22 protein-coding genes are annotated in these 24,429 nt (G+C 67.9%); 11 read left to right on the plus strand and 11 right to left on the minus strand.

The annotated features are described in order from the left end of the window. Positions 1 to 40: 40 nt before the first annotated feature. On the plus strand, positions 41 to 2,185 hold the full coding sequence (locus MFF54_RS07400; RefSeq protein WP_238301971.1) for a helicase-related protein: 2,145 nt from the start codon (positions 41 to 43) through the stop codon (positions 2,183 to 2,185). A gap of 160 nt (positions 2,186 to 2,345) precedes the next feature. On the opposite strand, the gene MFF54_RS07405 is transcribed toward MFF54_RS07400, so the two are convergent. Then, positions 2,346 to 2,606 carry a hypothetical protein gene (locus tag MFF54_RS07405; protein WP_238301972.1) on the minus strand — a complete coding sequence of 87 codons (261 nt, stop codon included), beginning with the start codon at positions 2,604 to 2,606 and terminating at the stop codon, positions 2,346 to 2,348. Positions 2,607 to 3,077: 471 nt separating this feature from the next. Between MFF54_RS07405 and MFF54_RS07410 the strand changes: the two genes are divergently transcribed. Together MFF54_RS07410 and MFF54_RS07415 are read left to right on the plus strand one after the other, a co-directional pair. Continuing rightward, on the plus strand, positions 3,078 to 4,325 hold the full coding sequence (locus MFF54_RS07410; RefSeq protein ID WP_238301973.1) for an HlyD family secretion protein: 1,248 nt from the start codon (positions 3,078 to 3,080) through the stop codon (positions 4,323 to 4,325). Beyond that, entirely contained in the window at positions 4,307 to 6,337 is a 2,031-nt protein-coding gene (locus MFF54_RS07415) for a glycosyltransferase family 2 protein (protein ID WP_238301974.1), read from the plus strand. The genes MFF54_RS07410 and MFF54_RS07415 overlap by 19 nt, the downstream gene beginning before the upstream one ends. A 153-nt stretch (positions 6,338 to 6,490) precedes the next feature. On the opposite strand, the gene MFF54_RS07420 is transcribed toward MFF54_RS07415, so the two are convergent. Continuing rightward, entirely contained in the window at positions 6,491 to 7,147 is a 657-nt protein-coding gene (locus MFF54_RS07420; RefSeq protein ID WP_238301975.1) for a sensor histidine kinase, read from the minus strand. Further along, positions 7,116 to 7,940, minus strand: a complete 825-nt coding sequence (locus MFF54_RS07425; protein WP_238301976.1) for a Crp/Fnr family transcriptional regulator — start codon at positions 7,938 to 7,940, stop codon at positions 7,116 to 7,118. Before MFF54_RS07425 ends, MFF54_RS07420 begins: the two co-directional genes overlap by 32 nt. A 258-nt stretch (positions 7,941 to 8,198) precedes the next feature. Between MFF54_RS07425 and MFF54_RS07430 the strand changes: the two genes are divergently transcribed. The 3 genes from MFF54_RS07430 (at position 8,199) to MFF54_RS07440 (ending at position 10,778) form a co-directional block, all read left to right on the plus strand. After that, a complete protein-coding gene (locus MFF54_RS07430; RefSeq protein WP_238301977.1) occupies positions 8,199 to 8,426 on the plus strand; it encodes a hypothetical protein in 228 nt (75 codons plus the stop codon). A gap of 243 nt (positions 8,427 to 8,669) precedes the next feature. Beyond that, on the plus strand, positions 8,670 to 9,107 hold the full coding sequence (locus MFF54_RS07435; RefSeq protein WP_238301978.1) for a hypothetical protein: 438 nt from the start codon (positions 8,670 to 8,672) through the stop codon (positions 9,105 to 9,107). A gap of 216 nt (positions 9,108 to 9,323) precedes the next feature. Further along, a complete protein-coding gene (locus MFF54_RS07440) occupies positions 9,324 to 10,778 on the plus strand; it encodes a site-specific integrase (RefSeq protein WP_238301979.1) in 1,455 nt (484 codons plus the stop codon). Between the two features lie 15 nt (positions 10,779 to 10,793). Here MFF54_RS07440 and MFF54_RS07445 read toward each other — a convergent pair whose 3' ends face one another. From MFF54_RS07445 to MFF54_RS07480, 8 genes are all read right to left on the minus strand, one after another. Next, positions 10,794 to 11,603 carry a hypothetical protein gene (locus tag MFF54_RS07445; protein WP_238301980.1) on the minus strand — a complete coding sequence of 270 codons (810 nt, stop codon included), beginning with the start codon at positions 11,601 to 11,603 and terminating at the stop codon, positions 10,794 to 10,796. Positions 11,604 to 12,199: 596 nt separating this feature from the next. Next, a complete protein-coding gene (locus MFF54_RS07450) occupies positions 12,200 to 13,009 on the minus strand; it encodes a universal stress protein (RefSeq protein ID WP_238301981.1) in 810 nt (269 codons plus the stop codon). Between the two features lie 80 nt (positions 13,010 to 13,089). Further along, positions 13,090 to 13,737: a BON domain-containing protein gene (locus MFF54_RS07455; RefSeq protein WP_238301982.1), complete on the minus strand. Its 648-nt coding sequence runs from the start codon at positions 13,735 to 13,737 to the stop codon at positions 13,090 to 13,092. Between the two features lie 48 nt (positions 13,738 to 13,785). Further along, positions 13,786 to 14,238, minus strand: coding sequence for a response regulator (locus MFF54_RS07460; protein ID WP_238301983.1), 453 nt, complete (start codon positions 14,236 to 14,238; stop codon positions 13,786 to 13,788). A 63-nt stretch (positions 14,239 to 14,301) separates the two neighbouring features. Continuing rightward, positions 14,302 to 15,633, minus strand: a complete 1,332-nt coding sequence (locus tag MFF54_RS07465) for an NRAMP family divalent metal transporter (RefSeq protein ID WP_238301984.1) — start codon at positions 15,631 to 15,633, stop codon at positions 14,302 to 14,304. After that, positions 15,630 to 15,887 carry a hypothetical protein gene (locus MFF54_RS07470; protein WP_238301985.1) on the minus strand — a complete coding sequence of 86 codons (258 nt, stop codon included), beginning with the start codon at positions 15,885 to 15,887 and terminating at the stop codon, positions 15,630 to 15,632. Before MFF54_RS07470 ends, MFF54_RS07465 begins: the two co-directional genes overlap by 4 nt. 10 nt (positions 15,888 to 15,897) lie before the next feature. After that, a complete protein-coding gene (locus tag MFF54_RS07475) occupies positions 15,898 to 16,113 on the minus strand; it encodes a hypothetical protein (protein ID WP_234082861.1) in 216 nt (71 codons plus the stop codon). Between the two features lie 82 nt (positions 16,114 to 16,195). Continuing rightward, positions 16,196 to 16,714, minus strand: a complete 519-nt coding sequence (locus MFF54_RS07480) for an ion channel (protein ID WP_238301986.1) — start codon at positions 16,712 to 16,714, stop codon at positions 16,196 to 16,198. Positions 16,715 to 16,969: 255 nt separating this feature from the next. Between MFF54_RS07480 and MFF54_RS07485 the strand changes: the two genes are divergently transcribed. The 5 genes from MFF54_RS07485 to MFF54_RS07505 all read left to right on the plus strand — a co-directional run bounded on the left by MFF54_RS07485 (position 16,970) and on the right by MFF54_RS07505 (position 23,536). Beyond that, positions 16,970 to 17,788: a putative universal stress family protein gene (locus MFF54_RS07485; RefSeq protein ID WP_238301987.1), complete on the plus strand. Its 819-nt coding sequence runs from the start codon at positions 16,970 to 16,972 to the stop codon at positions 17,786 to 17,788. Positions 17,789 to 17,906: 118 nt separating this feature from the next. Next, a complete protein-coding gene (locus tag MFF54_RS07490) occupies positions 17,907 to 19,232 on the plus strand; it encodes a DUF4365 domain-containing protein (RefSeq protein WP_238301988.1) in 1,326 nt (441 codons plus the stop codon). Then, positions 19,216 to 20,718, plus strand: coding sequence for an argonaute/piwi family protein (locus tag MFF54_RS07495; protein WP_238301989.1), 1,503 nt, complete (start codon positions 19,216 to 19,218; stop codon positions 20,716 to 20,718). Before MFF54_RS07490 ends, MFF54_RS07495 begins: the two co-directional genes overlap by 17 nt. A 370-nt stretch (positions 20,719 to 21,088) precedes the next feature. Then, positions 21,089 to 21,358: a hypothetical protein gene (locus tag MFF54_RS07500; protein ID WP_238301990.1), complete on the plus strand. Its 270-nt coding sequence runs from the start codon at positions 21,089 to 21,091 to the stop codon at positions 21,356 to 21,358. A 156-nt stretch (positions 21,359 to 21,514) separates the two neighbouring features. Beyond that, a complete protein-coding gene (locus MFF54_RS07505; RefSeq protein ID WP_238301991.1) occupies positions 21,515 to 23,536 on the plus strand; it encodes an AAA family ATPase in 2,022 nt (673 codons plus the stop codon). Positions 23,537 to 24,429: the final 893 nt, after the last annotated feature.

The raw sequence follows: 24,429 nt of genomic DNA on the forward strand, positions 1-24,429 counted from the left end.
GCCGAGCTGACACGTGAACGCCGGTGGCGAGGGTGATCTGATGGCGCGCAAGCGTCCACATCCAACGATCGAGAGCCTGATCGAATCCGCAGGACGGCTCGGCATCGCACCGAGGAGCCTCGACTTCGAAGCTCTGCGGCTTCACCTCGACCTGCCCGAGTTCGGGGCAGCGGTCGACGACGAGCGTGTCGCCGGTGCGCTACGGGAGATGCGGAACGCGCGCGCTTTCGCCGAGACCGGAGTCCCGGCGCTCAGGAAGGCGGTACCGGTGCTCAGGGCCGTGGTCGCGCAGGACCATCGCGTCGCCTGGAATGTTCGAGTCGAGGTTCCGCTGCTCGATGCTGGCCGCATGGACCTGCGAGTCGATGTCGCGCCCGATCCAGCCATGGCCGAGATCCTCGCCGGCATGATCGCGCGGAACGATCCGACGTATCAGCTGGCCAGTCTGCGCGCGGCGGTCGGCGAAATCTCGGCCCGGACCACCCGCGCCCTGCGTAAGCCGATCGAACGGCTTCGAGCCCAGATCCTCCTCGACCTGCGCGAGGTCGGGGCGGATGCGGCGGCCTATATCGAGCACATGGATCGCTCCCTGCGGTCGCGGGTGTTCACCGACGGCCCGAAGCTCGCCCGGTCGCTGGGCGACACCCTGACGCCGGTTCGCCGTCGCGCCAAGGCCGTGGCGCGGGAGGGCTCGCGGCTGAGGCGGCTGCGCGATCAGGTCGGCTTCGGCGCCTATATCGAGCGCTTCGCCGCGGCACGCCGGCTGAAGCGGCGCATCCTCTTCCACATGGGTCCGACGAACTCGGGCAAGACCTACGCGGCCCTGCAGGCGCTGACCGCGGCACCGACCGGAACCTATCTCGCCCCTCTGCGGCTACTCGCCCTGGAGAACTATCAGGCTCTGCGGGAGCGCGGCCTGCGCGCCGGCATGGTCACGGGCGAGGAGGTGCTGGGCGAGACGGAGCCGACCCACACGGCCCGGACGATCGAGACCGCCGATCTGGCACGGCCTGTCGATGTCGCCGTTATCGACGAAATCCAGATGCTCTCGGACCCAGATCGTGGCTGGGCTTGGACGAACGCCCTGTTCGGCGTTCCGGCCCGAACCGTGATCGTCTGCGGCTCGGACGACGCCCTCTCCTACGTCCGGCGCGCCGCCGAGGCCGCCGACGAGTCGCTGGAGGTGATCCCCTTCGCGCGCAAGTCGCCCCTCCTCCTGCAGGATGAACCGGCGCCTCTGGAGAAGGTCGAGCCGGGCGACGCGGTCGTGGCCTTCTCCCGCCGGGCGGTGCATGAGAACCGAGAGATCCTGGTCGCTCGTGGGCATCAGGTTGCCACGATCTACGGCGCTCTGTCGCCCGAGGTTCGGCGGGCGGAGGCCGCCCGCTTCCGCTCCGGCGAGGCCAACGTGCTGGTCACGACCGACGCGATCGGCATGGGCCTCAACCTCGGGCCGCTGAAACGCATCGTCTTCTCGGCCGTGCGCAAATACGACGGCGTCGCGGAGCGCGCACTCACGAACTCGGAGATTCGCCAGATCGCCGGCCGCGCCGGCCGCTACGGCCACCAGGACGTCGGCTATGTCGCGGCGACCGAGGAGGTCGCCCTGGAGCCGATCCGGGCAGCTTTGTCCGGCGCGCCGACAGCACCGGCGGCCGATACCCGCTTCTACGTGCGGCCAGATCTGTCCGCGATCCGCGCGGTCGCGCAAGAGATGCAGACCCACAGCCTGTTCGAGGTGCTGACCCATTTCGCCCGCGCCACTTTCTACGCCGGTTCGCCCTTTCAGCCGTCTGCCCTGGAGGAGATCCTAGAGGTCGCGCGGATGATCGACCGCGCCCGGCTGCCGATCGACGAGAAGTTCGCCTTCTCGGTCTGCCCGATCGATCGGCGCGACGAGATCGCGATGGGCATGCTGGAGCGCTGGAGCCAAGCCCGTTCCATCGGGGCAACGGTGCCTGCCCTGCGGGCGAGCCTGACGGGGGAACTCGATTATCAGGAGCGGACGGTGAAGCTCGCGAGCGCCTATCTGTGGCTGTCACGGCGTTTTCCCGACACCTTCGACGATGTCGCGGCGATCCGACAGATGCGGGTCCGGGCCAACGAGGCCATCGAGCATCATCTGCGAATGACGGCGACGCGCCGGGCGGAGCGCCGCACGCGGCGAACCGTCGGAGCGGGGTGAGCGGCTCTGCGCTCGAGAGGCCGACCGGTTGCGCATGCGCGGCGTGAGTAACGATCCTGAACCCTGTGTCGAGTAGCACAGCGAGGCAGATAGCAAGCTTGGCTTGCGCCGAAGTGTATGGCGTGACCGCACTCTAGAAGGATGGGCGGGATCTGGCTCTTCAACGCCGCGCGTCGCCGGCGAACTGATGGCGCACCCGGTCCAGGGTCTGCACGTCGACTTGCGCCTCGAACGCGATAGCCACGAACCGCATCATCGGGTGCGCGCCCGCCTCAGCGATGGCGTCGATATCATGGTCGTCGGTTCTGTCCGCTTTGACGTTGTTGCGCGCATACGCGGGCGACATCATCCGGACGGTGCGGCCATGCGCGGCTAGAGTCCGACCCCAGGGATCGACGCCGCAGCCCGCCTTAATGGCCACGGCCCACCCCGGCAGCCTCGCGTAGAGCGGACTTAAATCCTGGTACCGGCAGAGCCAGAACGGCTGCTGGTTATCAACCGATGCAGGAGGAAGCCAAGGTGACTGGAGCTGCGCAGTATTACCGAGCGGAGCAGCGGAAGGTCCGCCTGTGAGAGAACTTACCTCCCGGTCTCACCATGGCAAAGTTGCCCAGGCCGGCGAGCTGCGGCTTGAAGCAAAGCCATGTCTGCTTCTGGAAAAGTGTTTTTCTATAAGCGCCCTAATTCGGCGGCCCTCGGCGTATGCAGCGGATGCATGATCATCGTCGCGGACGAAGTGACAACCACAACCATAAGGCGTATAAACAAAGGATCAAAAATCAGAAGTTGAGCGTTTCGCCTGCAGACGTTCCGCTTGCGTCTCATGGTCGAGCCAGCGCTTGACCTGGTGGAGCGGCGCCGCCCCGCCATGGCGGGTAGGGATGAGGGGAGAATGTTCTGGAACTCGCGCTTCGCCCGCATCTGCGTGGGCATCGCCCTCCTCGCGACAGTCGTGATCGTCCTGCTGCCCGGCTTCACGGGCTATACCAGCGTCGACGGCACCGTGAATGCGCGGTTTGCGCTGGTCTCGGCTCCGATCGAGGGTGTAGTCTCCGATACCCCTCCGAAGGTCGGCACGGCTTTGCCAGAGGGGACCAGCGTCTTCTTCATCAACAACGACCGCATCTCGCGCACTGCCGAAGCCCAGCTCGACGCGGATCTCGGCGCGGCCAAGGAGCGGCTGCAGGCCCTTGAGATCCAGGCCAAGGACCTCTCCGCGCTCAAGGCGGATCTGGTCACCCGGCTCAAAGAGTATCAGCAGGCCAGCATCGTCGGCATCCAGCAGGAGATCATCATCCGCCAGCAGCGGATCAGCACGGCGCAGGCCAACAAGGCGTCCGCGGAGGCCGACCTTGCGCGCAAGCAGACACTCGGCGCCACCGGTGTGGTGGCGGGCAGCTCGGTGGAGCAGGCGCGCGCGGCGTCCGTGTCGGCCACGAGCGAGCAGAACATCGCCAAGGCCGAACTGGAGCGGCTGCAGCGCCAGCTGGACGCGCTCAAGCGCGGCACCTTCGTGGGAGAGGGCCGCAACGATGTGCCCTATTCGCAGCAGCGCACCGATGAGGTGACCATCCAACTCGCCAACGTCGAGGCGCAGATCCGCACCGAGAAGGCGCGCATCCAGCAGTTGAAGGGGCAGCTGCATCTGGAGCGGGCACGCAACGACAGGCTCTCCTTGGCGGCGGTACAAGTCCCCTTCGAAGGCGTGATCTGGCGCAACAACGTGGTGGCGGGATCCAACGTTGTCGTCGGCAACGAGCTGATGCGGCTGCTCGACTGCCGCGATCTGTTCGTCGACATCCTGGTGGACGAGGTCGACTACGACGAGATCAAGCCGGGCGACCGTGCCGACGTGCGACTTCTCGGCACCTCGGACATCATCGGAGGCCACGTTCTGTCGGTGCGGGGTTCGGCCGCCGCCGTCGAGGAAGTGGTGCTCGCCGCGCTACCCCCGAAGAGCCGCGGCAAGAACGCCCGCATCCGGGTCGCCCTGGATCCGAGCGGCATGCAGACCGACTACGCGAACTTCTGCCAGGTGGGGCGTACCGTGCAGGTGCGGTTCGCCCGCACGTCCTCCCTGCAGACGTTCGCGGATCCGGTGATGAATTGGGTGAAGAGCCTGTGGTTCAGCATCTCCTAGACCAGGAGCTCTGGCCGCTCGCGCCGACACTCTTCGTCGCGGGCATCTTCTTCGTGTTCATCACGAACTGGCCGCGGCAGCGGAGCTGGGCGCGCACGCTCGCCTGCGTTTTCGTGCTCGCTGTCGCGGTCCGCTACCTCGTCTGGCGCCTCCTGCACACGGTGCTGCCCTACCCGGCGGACGGGAGTTTCGGCTTTCTCTGGACGTGGTTCGTGTTCTGCATCGAGCTCGGCGCCTTCGCCGACATCCTGCTGTTCCTCGTCGTCATGAGCCGCACCGTCGATCGCAGCGCCGAGGCCGACCGCCTGGAGCGTGCCTTCTTCGCGCGCCCGGTCGAGGACCTCCCGGTGGTCGACATCTTCATCCCGACCTACAACGAGCCCCTCGACGTGCTGGAGCGGACCATCGTCGGGGCGCTCGCCCTCGACTACCCGCGCGACCGCTTCAAGGTCTACGTCCTCGACGACAAGCGTCGCGACTGGCTGCGCGCGTATTGCGAGGAGAAGGGCGCCATCCACGTCACGAGGCCGGACAACGCCCACGCCAAGGCCGGCAACATGAACAACGGATTGACGGTCGCCTCGGGCGCGTTCGTGGCGATCTTCGATGCCGACTTCGTCCCCTACCGGAATTTCCTGCGCCGCACGCTGCCCTTCTTCACGGACCCGACGATCGGGATCGTGCAGACGCCGCAGCACTTCTTCAATAAGGATCCGGTGCAGGCCAACCTGGCGCTGGAGAAGGTCTGGCCCGACGAGCAGCGCCTGTTCTTCGACGAGATGGCGGCGAGCCGCGATGCCTGGGACGTAAGCTTCTGCTGCGGCTCCTGCTCGATCGCCCGTCGCAGCGCGCTCGACGCCATCGGCGGTTTCCCACACGACTCGATCACCGAGGACCTGCTCACCACGCTGGCCATGTTGAACCTCGGCTACAAGACCCGCTACCTGAACGAGCGCCTCTCGATGGGACTCGCGGCCGAGAATCTGAAGGGCTACTTCGTGCAGCGCGGGCGCTGGTGCCGGGGCGGCATCCAGACGATCTACCTGCACAACGGTCCCTTACGCGGCCCGGGCCTGAGCCTGTTTCAGCGGGTGATGTTCATCCCGCTGTCCTGGTTGATGCAGTATACGGTGCGGTTCGTGATCCTGATCGTGCCGGCCGTGTATCTCTGGACCGGCGCGGCGCCGCTCTACTTCACGGGCTCGCAGGATATCGTCTACTACCAGCTGCCGGTGCTGACCGCCTATTTCCTGCTCATGGGCTGGCTCACGCCGACGCGCTACCTGCCGCTGGTCTCGAGCGCGGTGGGCACCTTCGCGACCTTCCGCATGCTGCCCGTGGTGGTCTCCAGCGTGGTCAAGCCCTTCGGGGTCCCGTTCCGGGTGACGCCGAAGGGCAGCGGCAACGAGGAGAGCGCGTTCGACGCCTACACCTTCTTCTCGATCGCCTTCTGGATCGCCGTGACGTTGCTAGGGCTCATCGTCAACATCGTGCCGGAATGGTCGCGCATCGGCGACGGCGAGTTCTCGGTGGTCTCGGCCTACTGGGCGGCCCTCAACGTCCTGGTCCTGATGGTCGCCGCGCTGATCTGCTTCGAGAAGGCGCGCCCGCTCCTCGACAGCTTCTCCACCGACGAGCCGGCCCGGGTCACGACCGGGGCAGAGCGCGTGCTGAGCGCGCGCGTGGTCGGCCTGTCGCTGGACGGCGGGGTCGCGGCCTTCGCGGAGGATCCCGGCCTGCGCTCTGATGAGCCCATCCGGATCGAGATGGAGCGGTTCCCGCAGCTCGAAGCGACGGTCACGGGCACAGCGCGGGGGCGCCGCTGTGGGCCGGTCCGGGTGAGCTTCTCCTACCATCTCCAGGGCGCCTGCCGGGACACGATGATCGTCCGGCTCTACACAGGCTCGTATTCGCAGGATATCCGCAAGATCGATAAGTCGGCGATTTTCGGCGGCCTGTGGACGCGCCTGTTTGGCCGAAGTGATCGGGGGCTGGAAAGAAAAGAGGGTTGAGCCACTCGTGTGACCCTGAAGCGAACGCGCGTTCGCATCCACTTGATGTCTATCATCAACAATCCGGGAGCAGAGATCCCTCGCCGGTCGGCGCAGAAACCGTATCGTCATCGGAATTGGGCAATCGCCTGCCGACCGCTAGCGAGCGTCGGCTCAATCCTGATCTTCCATCGACCGCACGATCCGGTCCGTGAGCGGCAGCACGAGGCGGCAGGTCATGCCATCGGGCGATAGGTTGAGCTGCGCCTCGGCCTCGAGCTGGTAGGTCAGCATCTCCTCTAGAACGATCCAGCCGAAGCCCCTGCGGCGGTCCTCGCTCGGATCGAGGCGCACGCCCGTCTCCGTCCAGTCGATCATCAGGATCGGGGCACCCTGTCGCGCCGCGCACCGCCACGTCACCGCGATGCGGCCGGTCGGCGTGGACAGCGCGCCGTACTTCAGCGCGTTTGTGGTCAGTTCGTGCAAGGCCAGGGCCAGGGGTTCGGCCGCCCGCGCATGCAACAGCACGGTCGGACCGACCAGCCGGGCCCGCACAGGATCGTCGGCCTGGACGCTGGCCAGCTCGTCGGTGATCAGCGACCACAGGTCGAGGCCGGCGCGGGGATCGCGGATCACCGTGTTCTGCACCCGCGCCATTGCGCCCAGCCGCCCGTCGAGATGCGCGACGTAATCCTCCAGGCTCTCGCTGCTCTCGGCGGAGCGCCTCGTGATCATGCGCGTCAGCCAGAGCATGTTGCGCACTCGGTGCTGCAACTCGGCCAGCAGCGCCGCTCGCTCATCATCCGTGTTGCGTCCCGCTTCCGCCGCCACCGTGAGTCCAGGCTGCTCCGGACGTTCCAGGGGTAGAACCGTTCGGAAGCTCCTCAGGTTCGTTGGCATCGAGGTGGGCGCCCTCGTGCTCCAAGTGCAGGTAGTCCGCATCGAAGAGCGCCACCTTCTGCAAGGCCGCCGGATCCGGGATGGTGAGCGTCTTGCTCCTCAGGACGATCAATCCGGCGGAGCGCATTTCCTGCAGGGTGCGGTTCACATGCACGCTCGTCAGGCCCGTCGCGTCGGCCAACTCGGTTTGTGTGACGGGCAACGGGCAGCTGTTTCCCTCGCTCAGGCCGACGCAGCGCAGCCGGATGAACAGCTCGCAGAGCAGGTGTGCCATTCGCTCCAGGGCGGAGCGCTGCCCGATATTGACCGTCCATTCCCGCTGGACGGCCGCCGTGACCAGCGTCTCCCACCAAAGCGCGCGCGTAATCCGCGGATGCCGGTCCGTCACGCCGAGCAGCGCCTCGCGGGGGATCTGGGCGAAGCGCAGCGGGGTGAGGGAACCGATAGAGTGATCCATCTGGCGCAGCACGAAGACATGCGGGTCGCACAGGTCTCCGGGCACGAAGAAGGAGATGATTTGCCGGCGGCCATCCGCCAACTGCTTGTAGCGACAGGCCCAGCCCTCCAGGATCAGGTTGACGTGAAGCGGATTGTCGCCCTCGCGAATGATGTCCTCGTGGGCGCCGACGGCGCGCACCTTCTGGGCCAAGCCCTGCAGCGCCAGCTTGTCGCCGCCGGATAGGCGGACGAAGTGTTCGAGCTTGCGGATCAGGCGCTGCGGCATGAGTGTCCCCCGGACAAGTTCCGGACGGTGCGCGGCACCAGATTAGTCAGGGGAGCCGGCACACGGATTTCACACAGGTGAATGCGCGGACCGAAGCCGCCGGCGCTCGCGATTCACGGGCACTCGCCTGTCGGCCCGAAACCGACGGTGGCGTCATGACACCGGCTGAGCGGAGGCGGCGAGCATTGCCACGGTGCGGGATCAGCTCCGCCTCACGGTAAAGCTTCTCCAGCCGCCGCTGGTCCTCGTAACACTGTGATGCGGGTGAACAACGATCCCGATCGCCTCGTCGACGACATCCGCAAGGTCGACGACGCGACCGTCTGCCAGTTCATGGATGGCGCGCTTGCGGTCGCGGAGCGTGCGCCCGGACTGCCTGAGCGCAGCATCAGCATCATCGCGGTGATCGATCATCCGGCCGCGACGCGCCCTCGACGAGATCCCCGCCGCGACGCCGCCCGTCGTCGCCCTCGGCTTCGGCTCTGAGGATTACGCCACGGCCACCGGCACCCGGGCGACGTTCGTGTCCATGGCCATGCCGGCGCAGGCGGTCGCGATCACGGCGCGCGTTCGACCGTCTGGTCGCGAGCGGCAGCGGTGCGGTTGCAGTCGAGGGGCAGATGATCGACATTCGGGTGGCGCTGCAGGCGAAGCGGGTTCTGTCACTCGCGGACCGGATCGGTGCCCGCGATCCGCAGTTCTGCGCCTAGCTGGCAGGGGCACGCGGGGATGGCCCAATTTTCGGCGAACTGCCGTCCGACGCGCTTCGCGAGTTTTCACCGTGCCGTCCTGCGTTCGAGCAGGACGGCTGCCACGGCCACGCGCGACGGCCCAAGCCGGGTCGGCCAGTATCTGCAGGTGGCGGACCTGCCGACCCTGGATGCCCTGCATGGCCTTCTGCGGGGCGGGTCCCACGCCGACGTCGAGGTGACGGATGCCCTCGGCGCCTGGACAGCGGACCGCTACGGCTCGTCGGTCCTAGTTCAGAGCCTCGGTGGCCAATCCGCGATCTACGAGCCGCCGGAGGGCGGCGAGCCCGACTACGAGTTGCGCGAGGTCATCGAGGCGCATCCCCAGATAACCGCTCGGCCGTTGGCTGAGTTCGCGATCCCGGTCCCGCCGCTCGTTGAGTCGGTGGACGAGCGGCGCTTCGCCGGCCGGGCCTGACGAAGCCTCACCCGCTAAGGCGCTACCAAACCGCGTCCAACTGACGCGCTAAGTGGTGGTAAAAGCTCAAGAAAAGAGAGTGGCGGAGACGGAGGGATTTTCCGAATAGGAACGCTAACCTATTGTTAATTATATAAGTGTTTGCCTGCGCTGGCGTTTCCGGGACATGACCCGGGACAAATCGGGGACATATGTGCCCCTTCCAGGGTTCTCCGCGTGCCTCGCAAGCCCCACCCCAAGAACGCCTACCTGGAGCTGCACGACGGGTACTACCGGGTGACGATGGGCGTGCCCGTGCCCCTGCGCCGGATGCTCGGTCACCGCCTGAAGCACTCCCTCGGCACCAAGTCGCTGATCCAGGCGAACGTGATGAAGGTTCCTATCGTCAAGCTGTTCAAGTCGCGCATCGAACACGCCTGGGAGACCATCGGCGGCCGGAAGCGGTCGGAGCTCCAGGAAGCCGTGGCCTGGGCCAAGGTGATGTCCGAGGTCGGGCCGCCCGGCGGCGAAGCCCACGACCAATACGCCGGCCAGCTTCGCGAGCGTGTCGCGGAGATCCGGCAACGGGGCTCCCGGTGGATCACCGACGTCGACGAGGACGGCGATACCTACGACGTCGAGGTCCACGCGCCCGAGGCCCTCAAGGAGGCCGAGACGTTCTCGGACATCGCACGCGGTGCGGCGACGCCCATCGCGCTCCATCACGATGCCTACATGAAGACGCTCAAGATCAAGGCGCGGTCGCTGAGCGACGACACCAGGGCCTTGAGGATCCTGCTGGACTGGTGCGCCGCCCGCGAGATCCCGCCCTACCTCGAACGTGTCGACGTGAAGGTCGCCGTCCACTTCATGGACGAGTTGCAGGACTTCACCGGCCTGAGCTGGGCCACCGCGGCCAAGTACCTGGGGCGGATCAATCGGTACTGGCTCTACCTCGTCAAGCGAACGAACGTAGACCGGAACCCGTTCGAGGGGCTTACCCTGGAGAAGCCGGCGACCGTGCACGGCGAGCAGGAGCGGTCGTTCACGGACGTCGAGGTCCAGACCCTGCTGATGGGCGACCCGGATCCTGGCATGATGGACGTCATGCTCGTCGCGGCGCTCACCGGTGCACGGCTCGACGCGGTCATCGACCTGCGGGTGGGCGAGTGCGCCGATGGATGGTTCACGTTCAAGCCGCAGAAGAAGGAGGTCTCGGCGCGGGACGTCCCGATCCACCCGGCATTGCGTGACCTCGTCGACGCACGGGTGAGGGGCAAGGCACCCGAGGACGACCTCTTCCCGGAATGGCCGGGGCCGAAGGCCGAAGATTCGATGCGCGAGCGGAGTTCCTACTTCTCGAAGCGCTTCATCGCCTATCGACGTGGGTTGGGGGTGGCGGACGTCGTCGAGGGCAAGCGGCGCAGTCTCGTCAACTTTCACTCCTGGCGCCGCTGGTTCATCACCAAGATGGAACGGGCCGCCGTGAACGGTGACCTAATCGCGGCCATCGTCGGCCACAAGCGGTCCGGGCTGACCCTGGGCCGGTACAGCGAGGGCCCCGAGATGGAGGCCGCCAAGGCCGCCATTGCCAAGGTGCGCCTGCCGCCGCTCGACGGCAGCCCCATCCAGGAGGCGCAACCGCTCACCCCGAGGAACAGAAGGAAGCCGGCCGCCGCGACGGCGGCGTAGCCGCGGTCGCCGCTGTTAGGTTGCGGTAGGCGGTAGCGTACGGCTCGACCCCTTACCCGGAGGGTCCTGTCGCAGGTCGGCGGCGACCCGCCGTTTCGGGGAGCGCCTGATCAACTCGTAGCGCCCGTCGTCCGTGGGACGGATGTACTTGTTGTGCGTGTTCCGGGTCGTCAGCTTCTCCGTGACGACGCCGGGGGTGATCCGCTCGAAATTCCGCCTCGCGAAGTCATGCGTATCCGGGGTGACGGTGGCATGGAGATCCGCGGCGGTGAGCGGGCCGCGCTTGCGGATCTCGTCGGCGAAGGCCCGCATGAGGCGGTCCCAGAAATGCAGCGAGGTCGAGGCCACGATCCCCGCCTTGCGCCCCTTCGGTCGTTCGTCGGTCGGGGCGGGTGCGGATATGGCTGCCATCACGGTGATAAGCCGGTCGACCTGCGAGCGCAGGGCCGCGTTCTCGGCGGCGAGGCTCGCAAGCACGTCCTCAATCCGGCCGGTCATGCGGTCGACCTGCGCGCGTGTGGCCGGTTCGTCGTCGGGGAAAGCGGTGCCCGATGGTCCTGCCGAGCGCGCCAGCGCCAGGAAGCGCCCGAGCGCCCGCTCCGTGCGCTCGTCGAGGTCGAGGGCCGCGAGATGGGGTCGGTAGCGCCGACGACGCTTCCAGGCGGCGAAGGGATCCTGGATGTCCCGGTCCGAATGGCTGGCGCCGCCGCCGCCGGCCGAGGCGCTGCGCTCGGCGAACGCGACGCGCAGGTGGTCGTATGTGACGCGCACCCCGTTCTCGACGAGCAGGTCGGCGACCTCGTCCAGGGTCCTTTGGTCGATCATGGCTCCAGCCCGCGGTGAGCGGGGCCATGTTCGCCATCAACGATGAAGAAGATGTCAGTGCCTGTGCACGAACTGCATCAACGGCCTGTCGGACGCCATGACCGATGGCCGGGCGCTGCCGGACGGCAGGCAACGGCATGGTGCGGAGGCCTGCCGGACGCTGGTCCCCAAACCCTGGGCCAAACCCGGGGAGTAAGTCCAGGGAGTGTAACGTTGGGTTTGGTTCTTGAGGAAGAATGCGGTGGCAGCGAGTAGGGGTATTAGAACCTACATCAGAGCGATTGGAGCCATCGGCCATTATGCGATAAGTAACTGGAAAATATCATTTTATTTTGGCTCAACGGGCCGTGTGCCGCCAGAGGCGGCATTCCTGCCTCGAATCTCGAAGTAGCCTCAAAACGCAGCGATCAGGCCGCTTTGCACCAAACTTTTCTCAAACTCTCTGCGCCTGCCGTGATGGTCAATCCAATGCCCCGGCATGAGCCGAGGCTATGATCCGCCCCTAAAACATGGTATCGATAAAGAGCATCGCGTGGGTCTGTCGCTGCATCCCGATGTCATCCGTTGGCCCTGCGCCGCTAGGTTCAAGCGCTGGGTCAGTGGCTCATCAGGCAACAGACGGGACAGTTGCCCAGCAGACCCCTGGTGACGCCTCCGAACGCCCATTCCCGAAGCCGGCCGTGCCCGTAGCCACCCGCGACGATAAGGTCCGCGGCTTGCTCGGAAGCCGCCTCGACCAATGCCTCGGCGGTCGAGGCACCGTAGGCATGCCTATGGACCGCCGTGGCGTGGACGTCGTGTGACTGCAACAGGCCAATGACGTCCCGCGCGTCATCCGTTTCCTTCCCGTCGTCGACGGAGACGAGCACGACACCGGAAGCTCGCTTCATGAACGGCAACGCGTCACGCACGGCGCGACGCGCCTCGCGGGTGTTCTTCCACGCCACCGCGACCCGCCGGGCTTCGAGGTGGTCGACCCCCGGCGGAACGATCAGCACCGGCATGCCGAGCCGCATCAAGGCGTCCCCAGGGTCTACGGACATGAGCGGGCTGCCGTCGTCGCCACGCCCTGTGACCAGCAAGTCGCCGGCCGCCGACTGCCTCCCGAGGAACGCCGATGGGAAGTCCAGGGCGGAGCGCCACTCGATCCGGCTCCGCCCCCCGACGGCCTCCTTGAACGTCTCGTGCGCCAGCCGGAGGTCGTTCAGGACGTCCTCCTGGACGGAAGCGATGCAGTATCCGCCGCCCGGGATCGGGCCGGAAGGCGCCCCGTCGTAGGCCGGCATCTCCGCCGCGACGCCGATCAGGCGTGCCTGGAAATCGTCGGCGACGTGCGCGGCCAGCCGGACGCGCGCTCGCGCATGCTCGCCGAGGTCGACCGCCACCATGACGCTCTTGTAGGACATGGATGTCTCCGGGCTGGTTGGTAACGAGGTCAGGCCGGGCCTACCGGTCGAACGGAGCTTACGGCCCGGCCGGGACGCGCTCAGGCCAGCGTGAGGTGGTCCTCGACGGCGCGCACGCCCGGGGCCGACCACGCGGCGTTCTCGGCGATCCGGCGCTCGTGGCAGGCGTTCACTTTGCCCTCCAGGACGACCTTGCCGTCCTTGACCGTCACCTTGATCGCGTCCGCCTCAAGCTCGGCGCTGCGCTTGAGCGCCGCCACGATCTTCGCGCGCACGTCGGGAACGCTCGCCTTCGGCGCCACCTCAATGGCGTTCACGATACCCGCCACACCCGCGAGCCGCCGGATCGCCCGGTAGGCCTCTTCCTTTTGGTATTGCCAGCCCAGCTTGCCGGACAGCGTCACCCAGCCATCCTGGACCTTCACCTGCACGGCGTTCCGCGGCACGGTCACCGACCAGTCTAGCATCTGCACGGCGCGGCGCGCCAAGTCCTCGTCGCGCGGCGGCGTCTCGCCGCCGAAGCGCACCTTGATCTCCTCGACCACCCCGCGCACGCCGCGCACCTTCTGGGCGGCCTTCTCGGCGGCGACGCGTTCCGTGTAGCTCCCGACATGGCCGGTCAGCGTGGCGATGCCGTTCTCCACGGAGACGCCGACATGGGCGGCGTCGATGCTCGGGTCGAACTCAAGCTCGTCGATGATGTTCTGGCGGATCTGCTTGTCGCCCATCGCTCGTCTCCTCGATAAGGGCTGGGCCGTCGCTGGCCTCGACGGAGGCTAGGACCGGCAGGCTGGGGGACATTGATCCAGCGCAACGTCCTCGCCCGCCGCGATCCGTGCGGCCATCGGGCAGGCTCGTCGGTCTACCCGGACCGGGCAGCGGGCGGTCACGGCGGCGACAACGTCCCGCGCATCGAACAGGCGGTCGAACGTCGGCACGTCCGAGAAGGCGCGCGGCACGCTCGCGTTGCCCGCGATCAGCGCGAAGGGGATGCCCTGGCGGCGCAGGGCACAGGCGAGCGAGAAGCCGGGCCCCCGGTTCAGGTCGGTGCTGATCACCGCGAAGTCCGGCGGAGCCTCGTCCAGGGTCTCGGACGCCTCCATGCACGTGCCGTAGGGGCCGCTGACCGCGCAGCCGGCGTCGGTGAGGACGTCCTCCAGCCACATGCCCGGCAGCGCCTGGGGCTCCGCGACCAGCACGACCGGCCTTGTGTCCCGTTCCTTTTGCATCGCCCGACTCCCGCTTCCGGTTGCTGGGGCGAGGATGAAGACGGTCCGCCGGACCGCGTTGCGCTAGATCAAGGGAAGCGCAGCGGTCGCCAGCATGGCGAGGACCGCGAGCGACATGCAGGCCGTGGCGACCCAGCCGAGCATCTTGAGCCACCCGCGCACCGCGAAGGCACCCATGACGTCGGCCCGCGCCGCCGCCAGCATCATCACGGCCATGACCGGGACCGCGATGACCCCGTTGACGACCGCGCTCCAGTAGAGCGCCCGGATCGGATCGACCGCGCCGAGGCTGACGGCCATGCCGACCAAGGTCGCGAGCGCGACCGTGCCGTAGAAGGCGCGCGCCTCCAGCAGGCGCCGGCCGAAGCCCACCGGCCAGCGCCGGGCCTCCCCGACCGCGTAGGCCGCCGAGCCCGCGAGCACCGGGACCGCCAGCAGCCCGGTGCCGATGATGCCGAGCGCGAAGACGGTCGCCGAGAACGGTCCGGCGAGGGGGCGGAGCGCCTCCGCGGCCTGGGCGGATGTCTGGATGTCGGTGACGCCGTTCGCGTGCAGGACGGCCGCCGTGGTGACCATGATGGCGAGCGCCACCACGTTCGAGAACGTCATGCCCACGAGCGTGTCGACCTCGATCCTGTGCAGGGCGTGCCCGCCTTGCTCGGGCGCGTGCAGGAGATCGCGCCGGCGCGGGAAGGCGTGCAGGTCCTCGGCCTCCTCGGCCGCCTGCCAGAAGAACAGGTACGGGCTGATCGTCGTCCCGAAGAGCGCCACCAGCGCCGTGAGGCCGCCCCCGCCGAGGTCGATGCGCGGCAGGGCGATGGCCACGCCGAGGTCCCACCAGGAGACGCGGGCCAGGATCACCACGCCGAGATAGGCGAACAGGCTCAGCGTCAGCCACTTCAGGACGGCGACGTAGCGCGTGTACTGCAGGGCGAGCTGCATGAAGGCGCAGGTGCCGGCGAAGAGGGCCACGTACAGCCAGCGTGGGCCCGGCACGAGCAGGGCGAGGGCGTCCGCCATGGCGCCGAGATCGGCCCCGAGGTTCAGGACGTTGGCGGCGAGCAGCAGGATGACCACGCCCTGAAGGAGGCCGTTCGGGTAATGCTCGCGCAGCACGCCGGCAATGCCGTGGCCGGTGGTGCGTCCGATCCTCGCCGAGACCATCTGCACCGCCGCCATGAGCGGCAGGGTGTAGAGCATGGTCCAGCACAGCCCGTAGCCGAACTGGGCGCCGGCCTGCCCGTAGGTGGCGATGCCGCTCGGGTCGTCGTCGGAGGCGCCGGTGATCAGCCCGGGCCCGAGTACCCGGAGCAGGCGCGGCTTTGAGGGACCGACGGTGGGGCTCGGAGCCTCGGGGTCGTCCGCCTCCCCGGTCGCGACGGACGGGACGCTCATGACACCGGCTTCGAGGCCGTGGCGTTCGCCTCGGTCCGGACCATGCGCGCGACCCTCAGGGCCGCCGACAGGTCGTCGCCGTCCGTGCCGTACCGCCGGAACAGGGCGTCGAGCCAATCCGGGCGCGCCGCCCCGGTATCCGGAATGTCTGCGAACGGGACGTGGTACATCCCGTCGAGCGCCTCGATGCCGTAGCCGGTGACGGCCCATTGCCGCCCCTGCCAATGCACGGGTTCGGTCAGCCCATGGCTCATCCTCGCCTCCTCACGCCGCATGCTCGCCGAGTTCGCAGACCTCGCAGGTGTCCGCCCGCAGCCGCCAGTCGACGACCCCGTCGGCCTCGCACAGCATCGCCTTGGCCGCGTAGGCGGCTGCCACGTCCGAGCAGGCGGTCACCACCGCCTGCCGTTGCAGCACGCGGTGGTCGTGGCCGGTATCGTCCGGGACGGTCTTGTGGAAGGTGACCAAGTATATGCGCATCGCCCGCCTCCGCCTGCCGGTCGATGCGGACCTTGGACCGGTCGGGCCGGCCGGCGTTGATCCAGCGCAAGGGCGCCCGCGTTCATGTCCCCGCCGTCGGCGGGAAAAGTGGTTCGCGACCGGGCTCCCCGTCCGCCGGGTGGCGGGCCGATGCTGCGCGATGGGCGTGCGCCTTCCCGTGCAGCGGCCAGTAGCGCTCAGTGGCGAGATAGGTGAACGAGGCGGACCAGCCGATCAGCAGGAGTCCGTTGAGCGCCTCGACACCGGTGAGCAGGCGGGCATGGCCGACCGGTGCGTGGTCGCCGTAGCCCAATGAGGAGTAGGCGACCACGGAGACGAAAAGGCAGTCCTCGAAGGTCTCGATGGGCACGCCTGAGAAGGCGCCGAGCCCGAGCCTGAGGACCAGCAACCAGTAGGCGACGGCGTAGGTCCAGACAGCGGCCGTGTGTCCTGCGAAGGCCGCCAGCACCACGGCGACGATGCGCCAGCGCGGAGGCACCGGCAGTTCCGAAAGGTGCTCCGACGTGAGGCGAAGGGTCTCGTACAGCAGCAAGATGGTGGCCATGACGAGGACGATGCTGGCGGCCAGGACGACGAACATGGCTTCGGTCCCATGGACGAGGCACCAGATCGTGCCCGACCTCACCAATGGCCGCGTTGATCTGCCTCAAGCGTGACGCTCCTGCGACCTTGATCGTGCCGGTAACGCCGTGATCCGGGTCGCAGGAGGATCGGAGGTAACGCATACGCTTCTCCTCTACCCGGGCCCGGACCGGATGCTTGAGGCAGGTCAACGCCGTCCTGTTCGGATGCCCCCACCGTAACGGCCGCCCGATCCGGGTCGAGGGAGGCTCCGATGTCCATTGCCAGCATCATGGTCGCGGTCGATGACGGGCTTCACGCCCCGGCGCGGGTCCGGCTCGCCGCTGGGTTCGCGGAGCGCCTCGGGGCCCGCCTCGTCGGTGTCGCCGCCTGCATGCCCGATTACCCGCGGGGGTACGGCGAGACAGCCGTGCCCATGGGGATGGTCATCGAGGAGATCCGTCAGGCCGCCCTCGGCAAGCTCGCCGGCGCGGAGCGGACCTTCCGCGAGGCCGCCTGCCAGATCGACCGGGTCGAGTGGCGCTCCGACGTCGCCGCCCCGGTCCCGTTCCTGGAAGGGCAATCCCGTGCGGCGGACCTCGTCGTCGTGGGGCGCCCCGCCGACGACGAGGGCGTGACGCCCGGGATGGCGGTCGACGTCGGCGATGCGCTGATGAGGTCGGGACGGCCTGTCCTGGCTGTCCCAGCCGGCATCGAGCACCTGGAAGCCAAGCGCGTCTTCATCGGCTGGAAGAACACCATCCAGACCCGTCGGGCCGTGTCGGACGCCATGCCCATCCTGCGTCGCGCCGAGGCGGTCCAGGTGTTCCGAGTCGGCGATGGGGAGGACCGCCACGAGATCGAGGACGTTGTCCGCTACCTCGCGCTGCACGACGTGAGGGCCAGCGCGCACCTGGCGGGGCCCTCCGGCTGGACCGTCGCCGATGACCTGAGGGGCGCGACGCGTATGTTCGGCGCCGACCTGATCGTGACCGGCGCCTACGGCTACAGCCGCCTGCGGGAGTGGTTCTTCGGAGGGGTCACGCGAGACCTGCTGGAGAAGGCGTCCGTCTGCTGCCTGATGTCCCACTGATGCGGGCGGCAGGATGTGCCCGAAATGACGGGATGCCGTGAAGGGGCGGCTCGTGCGCGGCGAACAAATGCGGTACACCTGTTCGGAGCGGTTCGCGTGACGCACGGTAGGCTGGTTCTTGAAGAAGCTCACCGGGAACCAATTGCTCGGCGAAGCCGGGGTCCATCGCTTCGCGACCCGCATCCTCGATGCCGGGCTTTCCTTCCATCCGACGACCGGCACCCTCGATGCGGGCGTCGACGGCTTCATCGAGTTGCGCGACCCGGAGACGGGAGAGGTGAGGGCCCAGTACGTCGCCGCCCAGCTCAAGACGGTGAGCAGGCTCGCCGAGGACAACGGCGAGACCTTCTCGTTCAAGGCCAACGAGCGCGACCTCGACTACTGGTTCAACGCCAACACGCCGGTCATCCTCGTGGTGGTCAATCCGGCGACAGAACTCATCTGCTGGAAGTCCGTCCAGGCCTATTTCCAGGACCCCGACCGTAAGCGCTCCAGGAAGGTCGTCTTCGTCCGCCAGGAGGACGAGCTCACCCCCGACGCCGTGGGCAAGCTCGCCGCACTCGTCGCGGGCTTCGCACGCCCGGGCGTCGTCACGCCGTCGATGCGTTCCGAGGAGGAACTCGAAACCAACCTGCTGCGGGCCAGCTTCCCGTATCGCCTCAACGTCGCCTCCATCGAGGACGGCCCCGGTGAGGTCCGGGACGCGCTCAAGCGTAAGCTGGAGCGGCCGCCCATCGACTGGATCGTGGACGGCGACCGGCTGGTGACCTTCCGCGACCTGGAGGACCCGCTGTTCGAGCACGCCTGCGACCAAGGCAGCGTCGACCAGATCGAAACGCTGGACTGGGCCGAGGCCGACGGAGAGGCGAGCAAGCGTCTGTTCGTGCGCCTGCTCGGCCTTTGCCTCGGTGAACGGATACGCGAGCGCCTCGTGTTCGACCGGGACCGCAGGTACTACTTCTTCAAGGGCAACCCCCAGCGGAGGGGCGAGCGCGTCTACACGTTCAAGGACGCGCGCGGCGACGGCAAGCGGACCGTCGTCTCCCGGCACGGGCTCAACCGGGAGAAGACCGGCGCCTCGTACCTGCGGCACGCGGCGTTCGTCCCGCGCTTCCTCGACCTGGACGGCGAGTGGTACCTCGCGGTCGATCCCACCTATCACTTCACGCGGGATGGTTTCTCCGAGAGCGCCTTCGCCTCCGACTACCTGAAGAAGATCAAGGAGATCGAGCGGAACTCCAACGTGCGCGGGCACATGCGCATGTGGCGCGCCCTGCTCACCGAGCGGGGCGACATGCTCCACGCCGAATACCCCTACCTCAGCTTCGAGGCGCTCGACCCGCTGCGCCATCCCTACGGCGTGCCGGACGACCTCTGGTCGGAGCGCGAGGACCCGGACATGAGCAAGGCTCGAAAGGCAGGCCAGCGTGAGCTCGACCTTTAGGCTGCAGCACGTCCACGAGCCGCTGCTGGAGTTCGGAGGGGACGGTCGGCACCCGGACGTGCGCTTCGGCCTCGTGGACCATGGTCCGGTCGACTTCTCGACGAACGAAACCCGGACGGTCCGCGTCGGCCTGATCGGCTCGTCCGAGACCGTCGACGGCTTCCGGGAATGGTTCGCCCGCTGCGAGAGCGAGATCCCGGCCAAGCCGAGCCGGCAGCCCAACCTGTTCCCGTCCTTCCCTGGCAGCGGCGTCACCGGACCGTTCCGGTGCTGGTTCGAGATCGACCGGCATCACCAACGTATCCTCCGGGCCGCCAGCCTGGCAAAGGTCACCGGCGAGGAGCGGGACGACGTCGCCATCCGCCTCGCGGTCGAACTGTTCGTGGAGGAGATCCGCGACCTCTCCGAGTCGGACCGGCCGCCCCAGGTCGTCGTCTGCGCGTTGCCGGTGGAGCTGATCGAGCGGGTGAAGAACCTTCGCGGCCCCGAGGACGGCGAGGTCGGCCCCAGGGGCGAGGAAGGCGAGGGCGAGGCCGGGAACGACGCCGAGGACACCCGTCTCTACGAGGATTTCCGGGGCGCCCTGAAGGCCGCGACGCTCGCCTACAGGATTCCGATCCAGATCGTCTGGCCATCCACGTACGACGAGCGGGCCGTGATCAAGCGGAAGCTGGCGAAGCTTTCCGCGCGGAGGGTGCAGGACGAGGCCACCAGGGCCTGGAACCTGTTCTGCGCGCTCTACTACAAGGCCGGGGGAACGCCTTGGCGGATGGTGCGCGAGCGCGACGAGTTCTCGGCGACCTTCCTCGGGATCAGCTTCTTCGAGGATCTCGGACGAACCTCGTTGCGGACGAGTTCGGCCCAACTGTTCGACGAGCGTGGCGAGGGCCTGATCCTCAAGGGAGGCCGGGCCCTACGGGACAAGAACGACAGGCATCCCTACCTTTCCGAGGAGGATGCTTACGCGCTGACGAAGAACTCCCTCGGCACCTACAAGCGCGAATGGGGCACGTTCCCGGCCCGCCTCGTCGTGCACAAGAGCTCTCCCTTCCACCCGGAGGAGGCCGCCGGCTTCGAGGCTGCCATCGATGACCTCGGGATCGACCAGGCGGACCTGATCTGGCTCCCGCGCCGGTCGCCCGTCCGGCTCATGCGCGACGGTGACTATCCACCCCTGCGCGGTATGGCGATGCGGCTCGATAGGGACACCTCGTTGCTCTACACCCGCGGCAGCGTCGACTTCTTCGCGACATACCCCGGGCTCTACGTCCCGAACCCGTTGATGCTGAAGGCCCACCGGCGCGACAGGACAGAGTGGGACATGCTCCTGAAGGAGACCTTGGCGCTGACCAAGATGAACTGGAACAACACTCAGTTCGACGGGGGGCTGCCCATCACGATGCGTGCCGCCCGGCAAGTCGGGGAGATCCTCAAGCACGTCGGCGAGGGCCAGGTCCCCGATCCCCGGTATCGGTTCTACATGTGATCGAACACGGGGGCCGAACATCGGTCCCGCCGCGCGCAAATGCCTGGGCCTTGTCCCCGGGATCCCCAGGGTCGACGCGTTTTTGCACCGTCGCCCAGGCTCGAAGGTTGACCTGCGTTAACCGAGCTGGAAGGGTTTGCCTGCGCCACGGCGCCGATGCCTTCCGCCCCGGGCTTTCCAGGGCCGAAACAGGGAAATCCCCGACGATGATCCGCCCCGCCCGCCCGAAACGAAAGGCCGATGACCGGCTCGGGCCGGCGCGCGGAATGCGTGCCGCTCCAGGCCGACCCGTCGCCGATAACCGTCCGAGAACCACCGGGGCCTGACCGGCGCGCGAACGCGCCCGGCCGCCTCGACCGAGGCAGCCGATATGTCACCCGACTTTCATGACCCCGACAGGATCGTCGGCCAGATCTTCGAGCAGTTGGCGACCTGCCGCGCCGAGATGGGACGTGCGTCGCTCTGCCGGGTCGCGTCCGCGCTTCGCGTGGCCCTTGGCGCCGCGGTCCTGAGCGAGGCCGAGCGCCACGCGGAGCACCTTGCCGAGCGCACCGGCGGCCCAAGGCCGGGCGACGTCCGCGTGATGTCCTGGACCCAGCGGACCGGGGCCGAGCCCTTCGACGAGAGCATCGAGCCGTGACAAGCCTGAGGAGCGAGACGATGCCCCTACGCCTCATAGCCAGGCCGCCCGGCCGCGCCGCCGCCGGACCCGACGCAACCGCCCCTTCCCGATCTTGCCGCGAGGCCCGACCGGCGCGCCCCTGAGCGCGCGGCCGCCTCGCGCCGGAGGCAGCCCATGTCCAAGAAGCCCTTTCGCAAGCCCCAGCCGCCCAAGCGCCTCGCCCCTGCCGCTGCGGCACCGTCCGAACCCGACATGTTGGACGAGTTCCTTCCGGCGCAGGACACCGAGCAGATGCTCGGTGTCGCCCGGACCGCCCGCGTCAGCACCCTGCTGGCGATGGCGATGCTCCAGGATGCCGCGCGGCCCGCGGACCTCAAGCGCATGGCCAAGCCCGATGGCCTTGCCGTCGTCGTCTCCGTGCCCGGCCCCGACTGGGTCGAGCCGGTCACCCACGCCGTGCGGAAGCTTGGCGCTTGGTGCGAGGTGATCAAGAGAAATGGGTCCAGCCGGCAGGAGAAGCCAGAGCACGGTTGTGACGACGTCGCCGAAGCCCTCGGAGCCGGCAACGGCGTCGTCGGGGTAAGCCATGCCCCGGAGCGTTACCTTCCCGCCAATCTCGTCGCCCTGGCGGACATCAGGATCGACCTGAAGACGCCGAGCCCCCGGGCGCTCCGTTCGACCATCCGGCTCGCGACCGGCTCCCGGCCCGGGCCGATCCCGGCCGGCATCGCGTCCGGGCTGTCGTTCGCCACCCTGGCGGGCTGCATCCGCCGCGGAACGTCCGGCCGGGCCTGCGTCCGCCGCATCGAGGCGGCGTCGCGCGCCTTGATCGTCGTCGACCCCGGCGTCGCCGACGTGCCGCCCATCGAGCAATGCCACGGCTATGACGAGGGCGGCGCGAAGGCCTGGGCACTCGGGCTGGTCGCGGCGATGCAGGAGTATAGATCCGGACTTCGTCCTTGGAGTAGCATCGAGGACAGGAACATTGTGCTTTCCGGCGACCCCGGCGTGGGCAAGTCCACTTTCGCGAGAAGCGTAGCGAAGTCGCTGAGATTGCCTCTTTTCTCGACGAGCGTCTCGTCCTGGTTCGCCTCCACGGGTGGATACCTCAACGAGATCATTCGCCAAGTAGACACGGTCATCGGCCAGGCATCCGCCGCTGGACATGCCGTCTTACTACTTGAGGAAATTGACTCAATTCCTAACAGATCGACAGTAGATCAAAGAAATCGCGAATATTGGGTCGCCTTGACGTCGCATATCCTCACGGCCCTGGACTCTGCGATGTCGGGGGCGACCTCGTCGCTGATCATCATCGGCGCGACCAATTTTCCGGAACGGCTCGACGAGGCGTTGGTGCGTCCGGGCCGCCTCAACCGGATCGTCCGGATCGAGCGACCCGACACGGTCGCCACCGCGGGCATCTTGCGCCAGCACTTGATGGGTGACCTGCGGGACGTCGACCTCGGGCCGGTCGCCGCAATCGGCGCCGGCGCCACGGGGGCGGAAATCGCCGGGTGGGCGAAGCGGGCCCGCGGCGCGGCCCGGGCCGCGGGCCGGCCGATGACCCGCGCCGACCTCGTGGCACAGGTCGCCCCTCCGGACACGCGCGACGCCGACGAGATCCTCGGGATGGCACGACATGAGGCAAGCCACTGCGTGATCGGGCTGGTGACCGGCAGTTCCGAGGTCGAGACCGTCTCGACGGTGCCCAACGGTCCCTACGCCGGCCTTACGCGCAGCCGGGTTCGCCGCAGGTCCAACGTCAGCAGGCGGGATCTCGACGACTTCGTGGTGACGCTTCTGGCAGGCCGGGCGGCCGATGCCCTCTGGGGCAGCGTCCACAGTGGATCGGCGGGCCAGCCCGGCTCGGACCTCGCGGCCGCGACGCGGCTCGTCGCCGCCGCGCATGCATCCTACGGTCTCGGCGGAAGCCTCGCGTGGCTCGGGGACGAGGACGAGGCGATGCGGCTCGCCCGGACGGACGAGGTCTTCAGGCGTCGCATCGAAGCCGACCTGTCCGCGCTGCAGGCGCGGGCCGACCGGCTCGTCCGGGAAAACGCCGCGACCATCGACGCGGTCGCCGCCCGCCTCGTGCGCTCGCGCGTGCTGTCCGGCGACGAAGTCCGTCGCATCGTCGCCGACTGCATTCCCGCCTCGGGCGGCGCCCTGCCCAAGGAGGCGCGCGATGCGTGACGTGGATGCGCGCCTGGGGGCAACCGTCGTTGCCCTCGTTCAAGCCGCCCGGTCGCTCGGGCCGGAGCGCCTCGACGACCTCCTTGAGAACGTCGCCGGCGAGATCGCGGTGGCGCTCCTCGAAGAGGAGGCTCGGAGAACGGCCTGGGCCGGGTGCCCCGGCAACGTGGTTCCGTTCGCCCGCGGCGGTGTTCCAGGGGCGTGCCCGACCCCAACCGACGCCCGGGATGGATCCTGGAATGGGACGGAACGACCCCCGGAAGCGATTTCTGTGGATAAGTCCGTGCCGCTTCCGGGGGTGAGTCCCGGGCCATTGACAGCCGCGGATGCCTAAAAAGGCGGCAAGGCCGTCAAGCGGCCCCGGAGCCTGGACCGAACCGGCGCAAGGATAGCCCAGGGTCGCGAAGGGCCCTGGACCTCGATGGGCCTTCCGCCGGGTAAGCCGTTATCGCCAGCTGGCTTCCGGCGATCCCCGTTCCGGGCACTCATTGAATTGCCTATTCAATCCTTGAGGTCGAAATCATAAGGACTGAGGCAAGTATCCTTGATGTAGTTCGCCCCTCAAGGATCCGTGCAACCCTTGACAAATTCTAGGTTAAGCGACTCTCGGGACTCGCGTTTCGCCGCCGGGCCGGCCCAATACGGATCATTGTACTTCGGTTCGACTTGCGGCATCAGAATGCAACGCCGAGCGGCAGACGCCACCTCGACGGAAATAAGCAGGCCCCGGTCGGGCTCGCCGCCCGGGCACACGGCCCGGGCAAAAGGAAGCCCCTCGGCGGATGTCGCCGCCGAGAGGCTTCCGGGCCGGGGCCCCAAGGGGCGGGCGGGACTTCAAAAGAAGCCCCGCCCGCAGAGTTCAGACCCGGGTGCGTTAAGAGCGTCTAACAAAA

The organism is Methylobacterium gregans, from assembly GCF_022179245.1.
Taxonomy (GTDB): Bacteria; Pseudomonadota; Alphaproteobacteria; order Rhizobiales; family Beijerinckiaceae; genus Methylobacterium; species Methylobacterium gregans.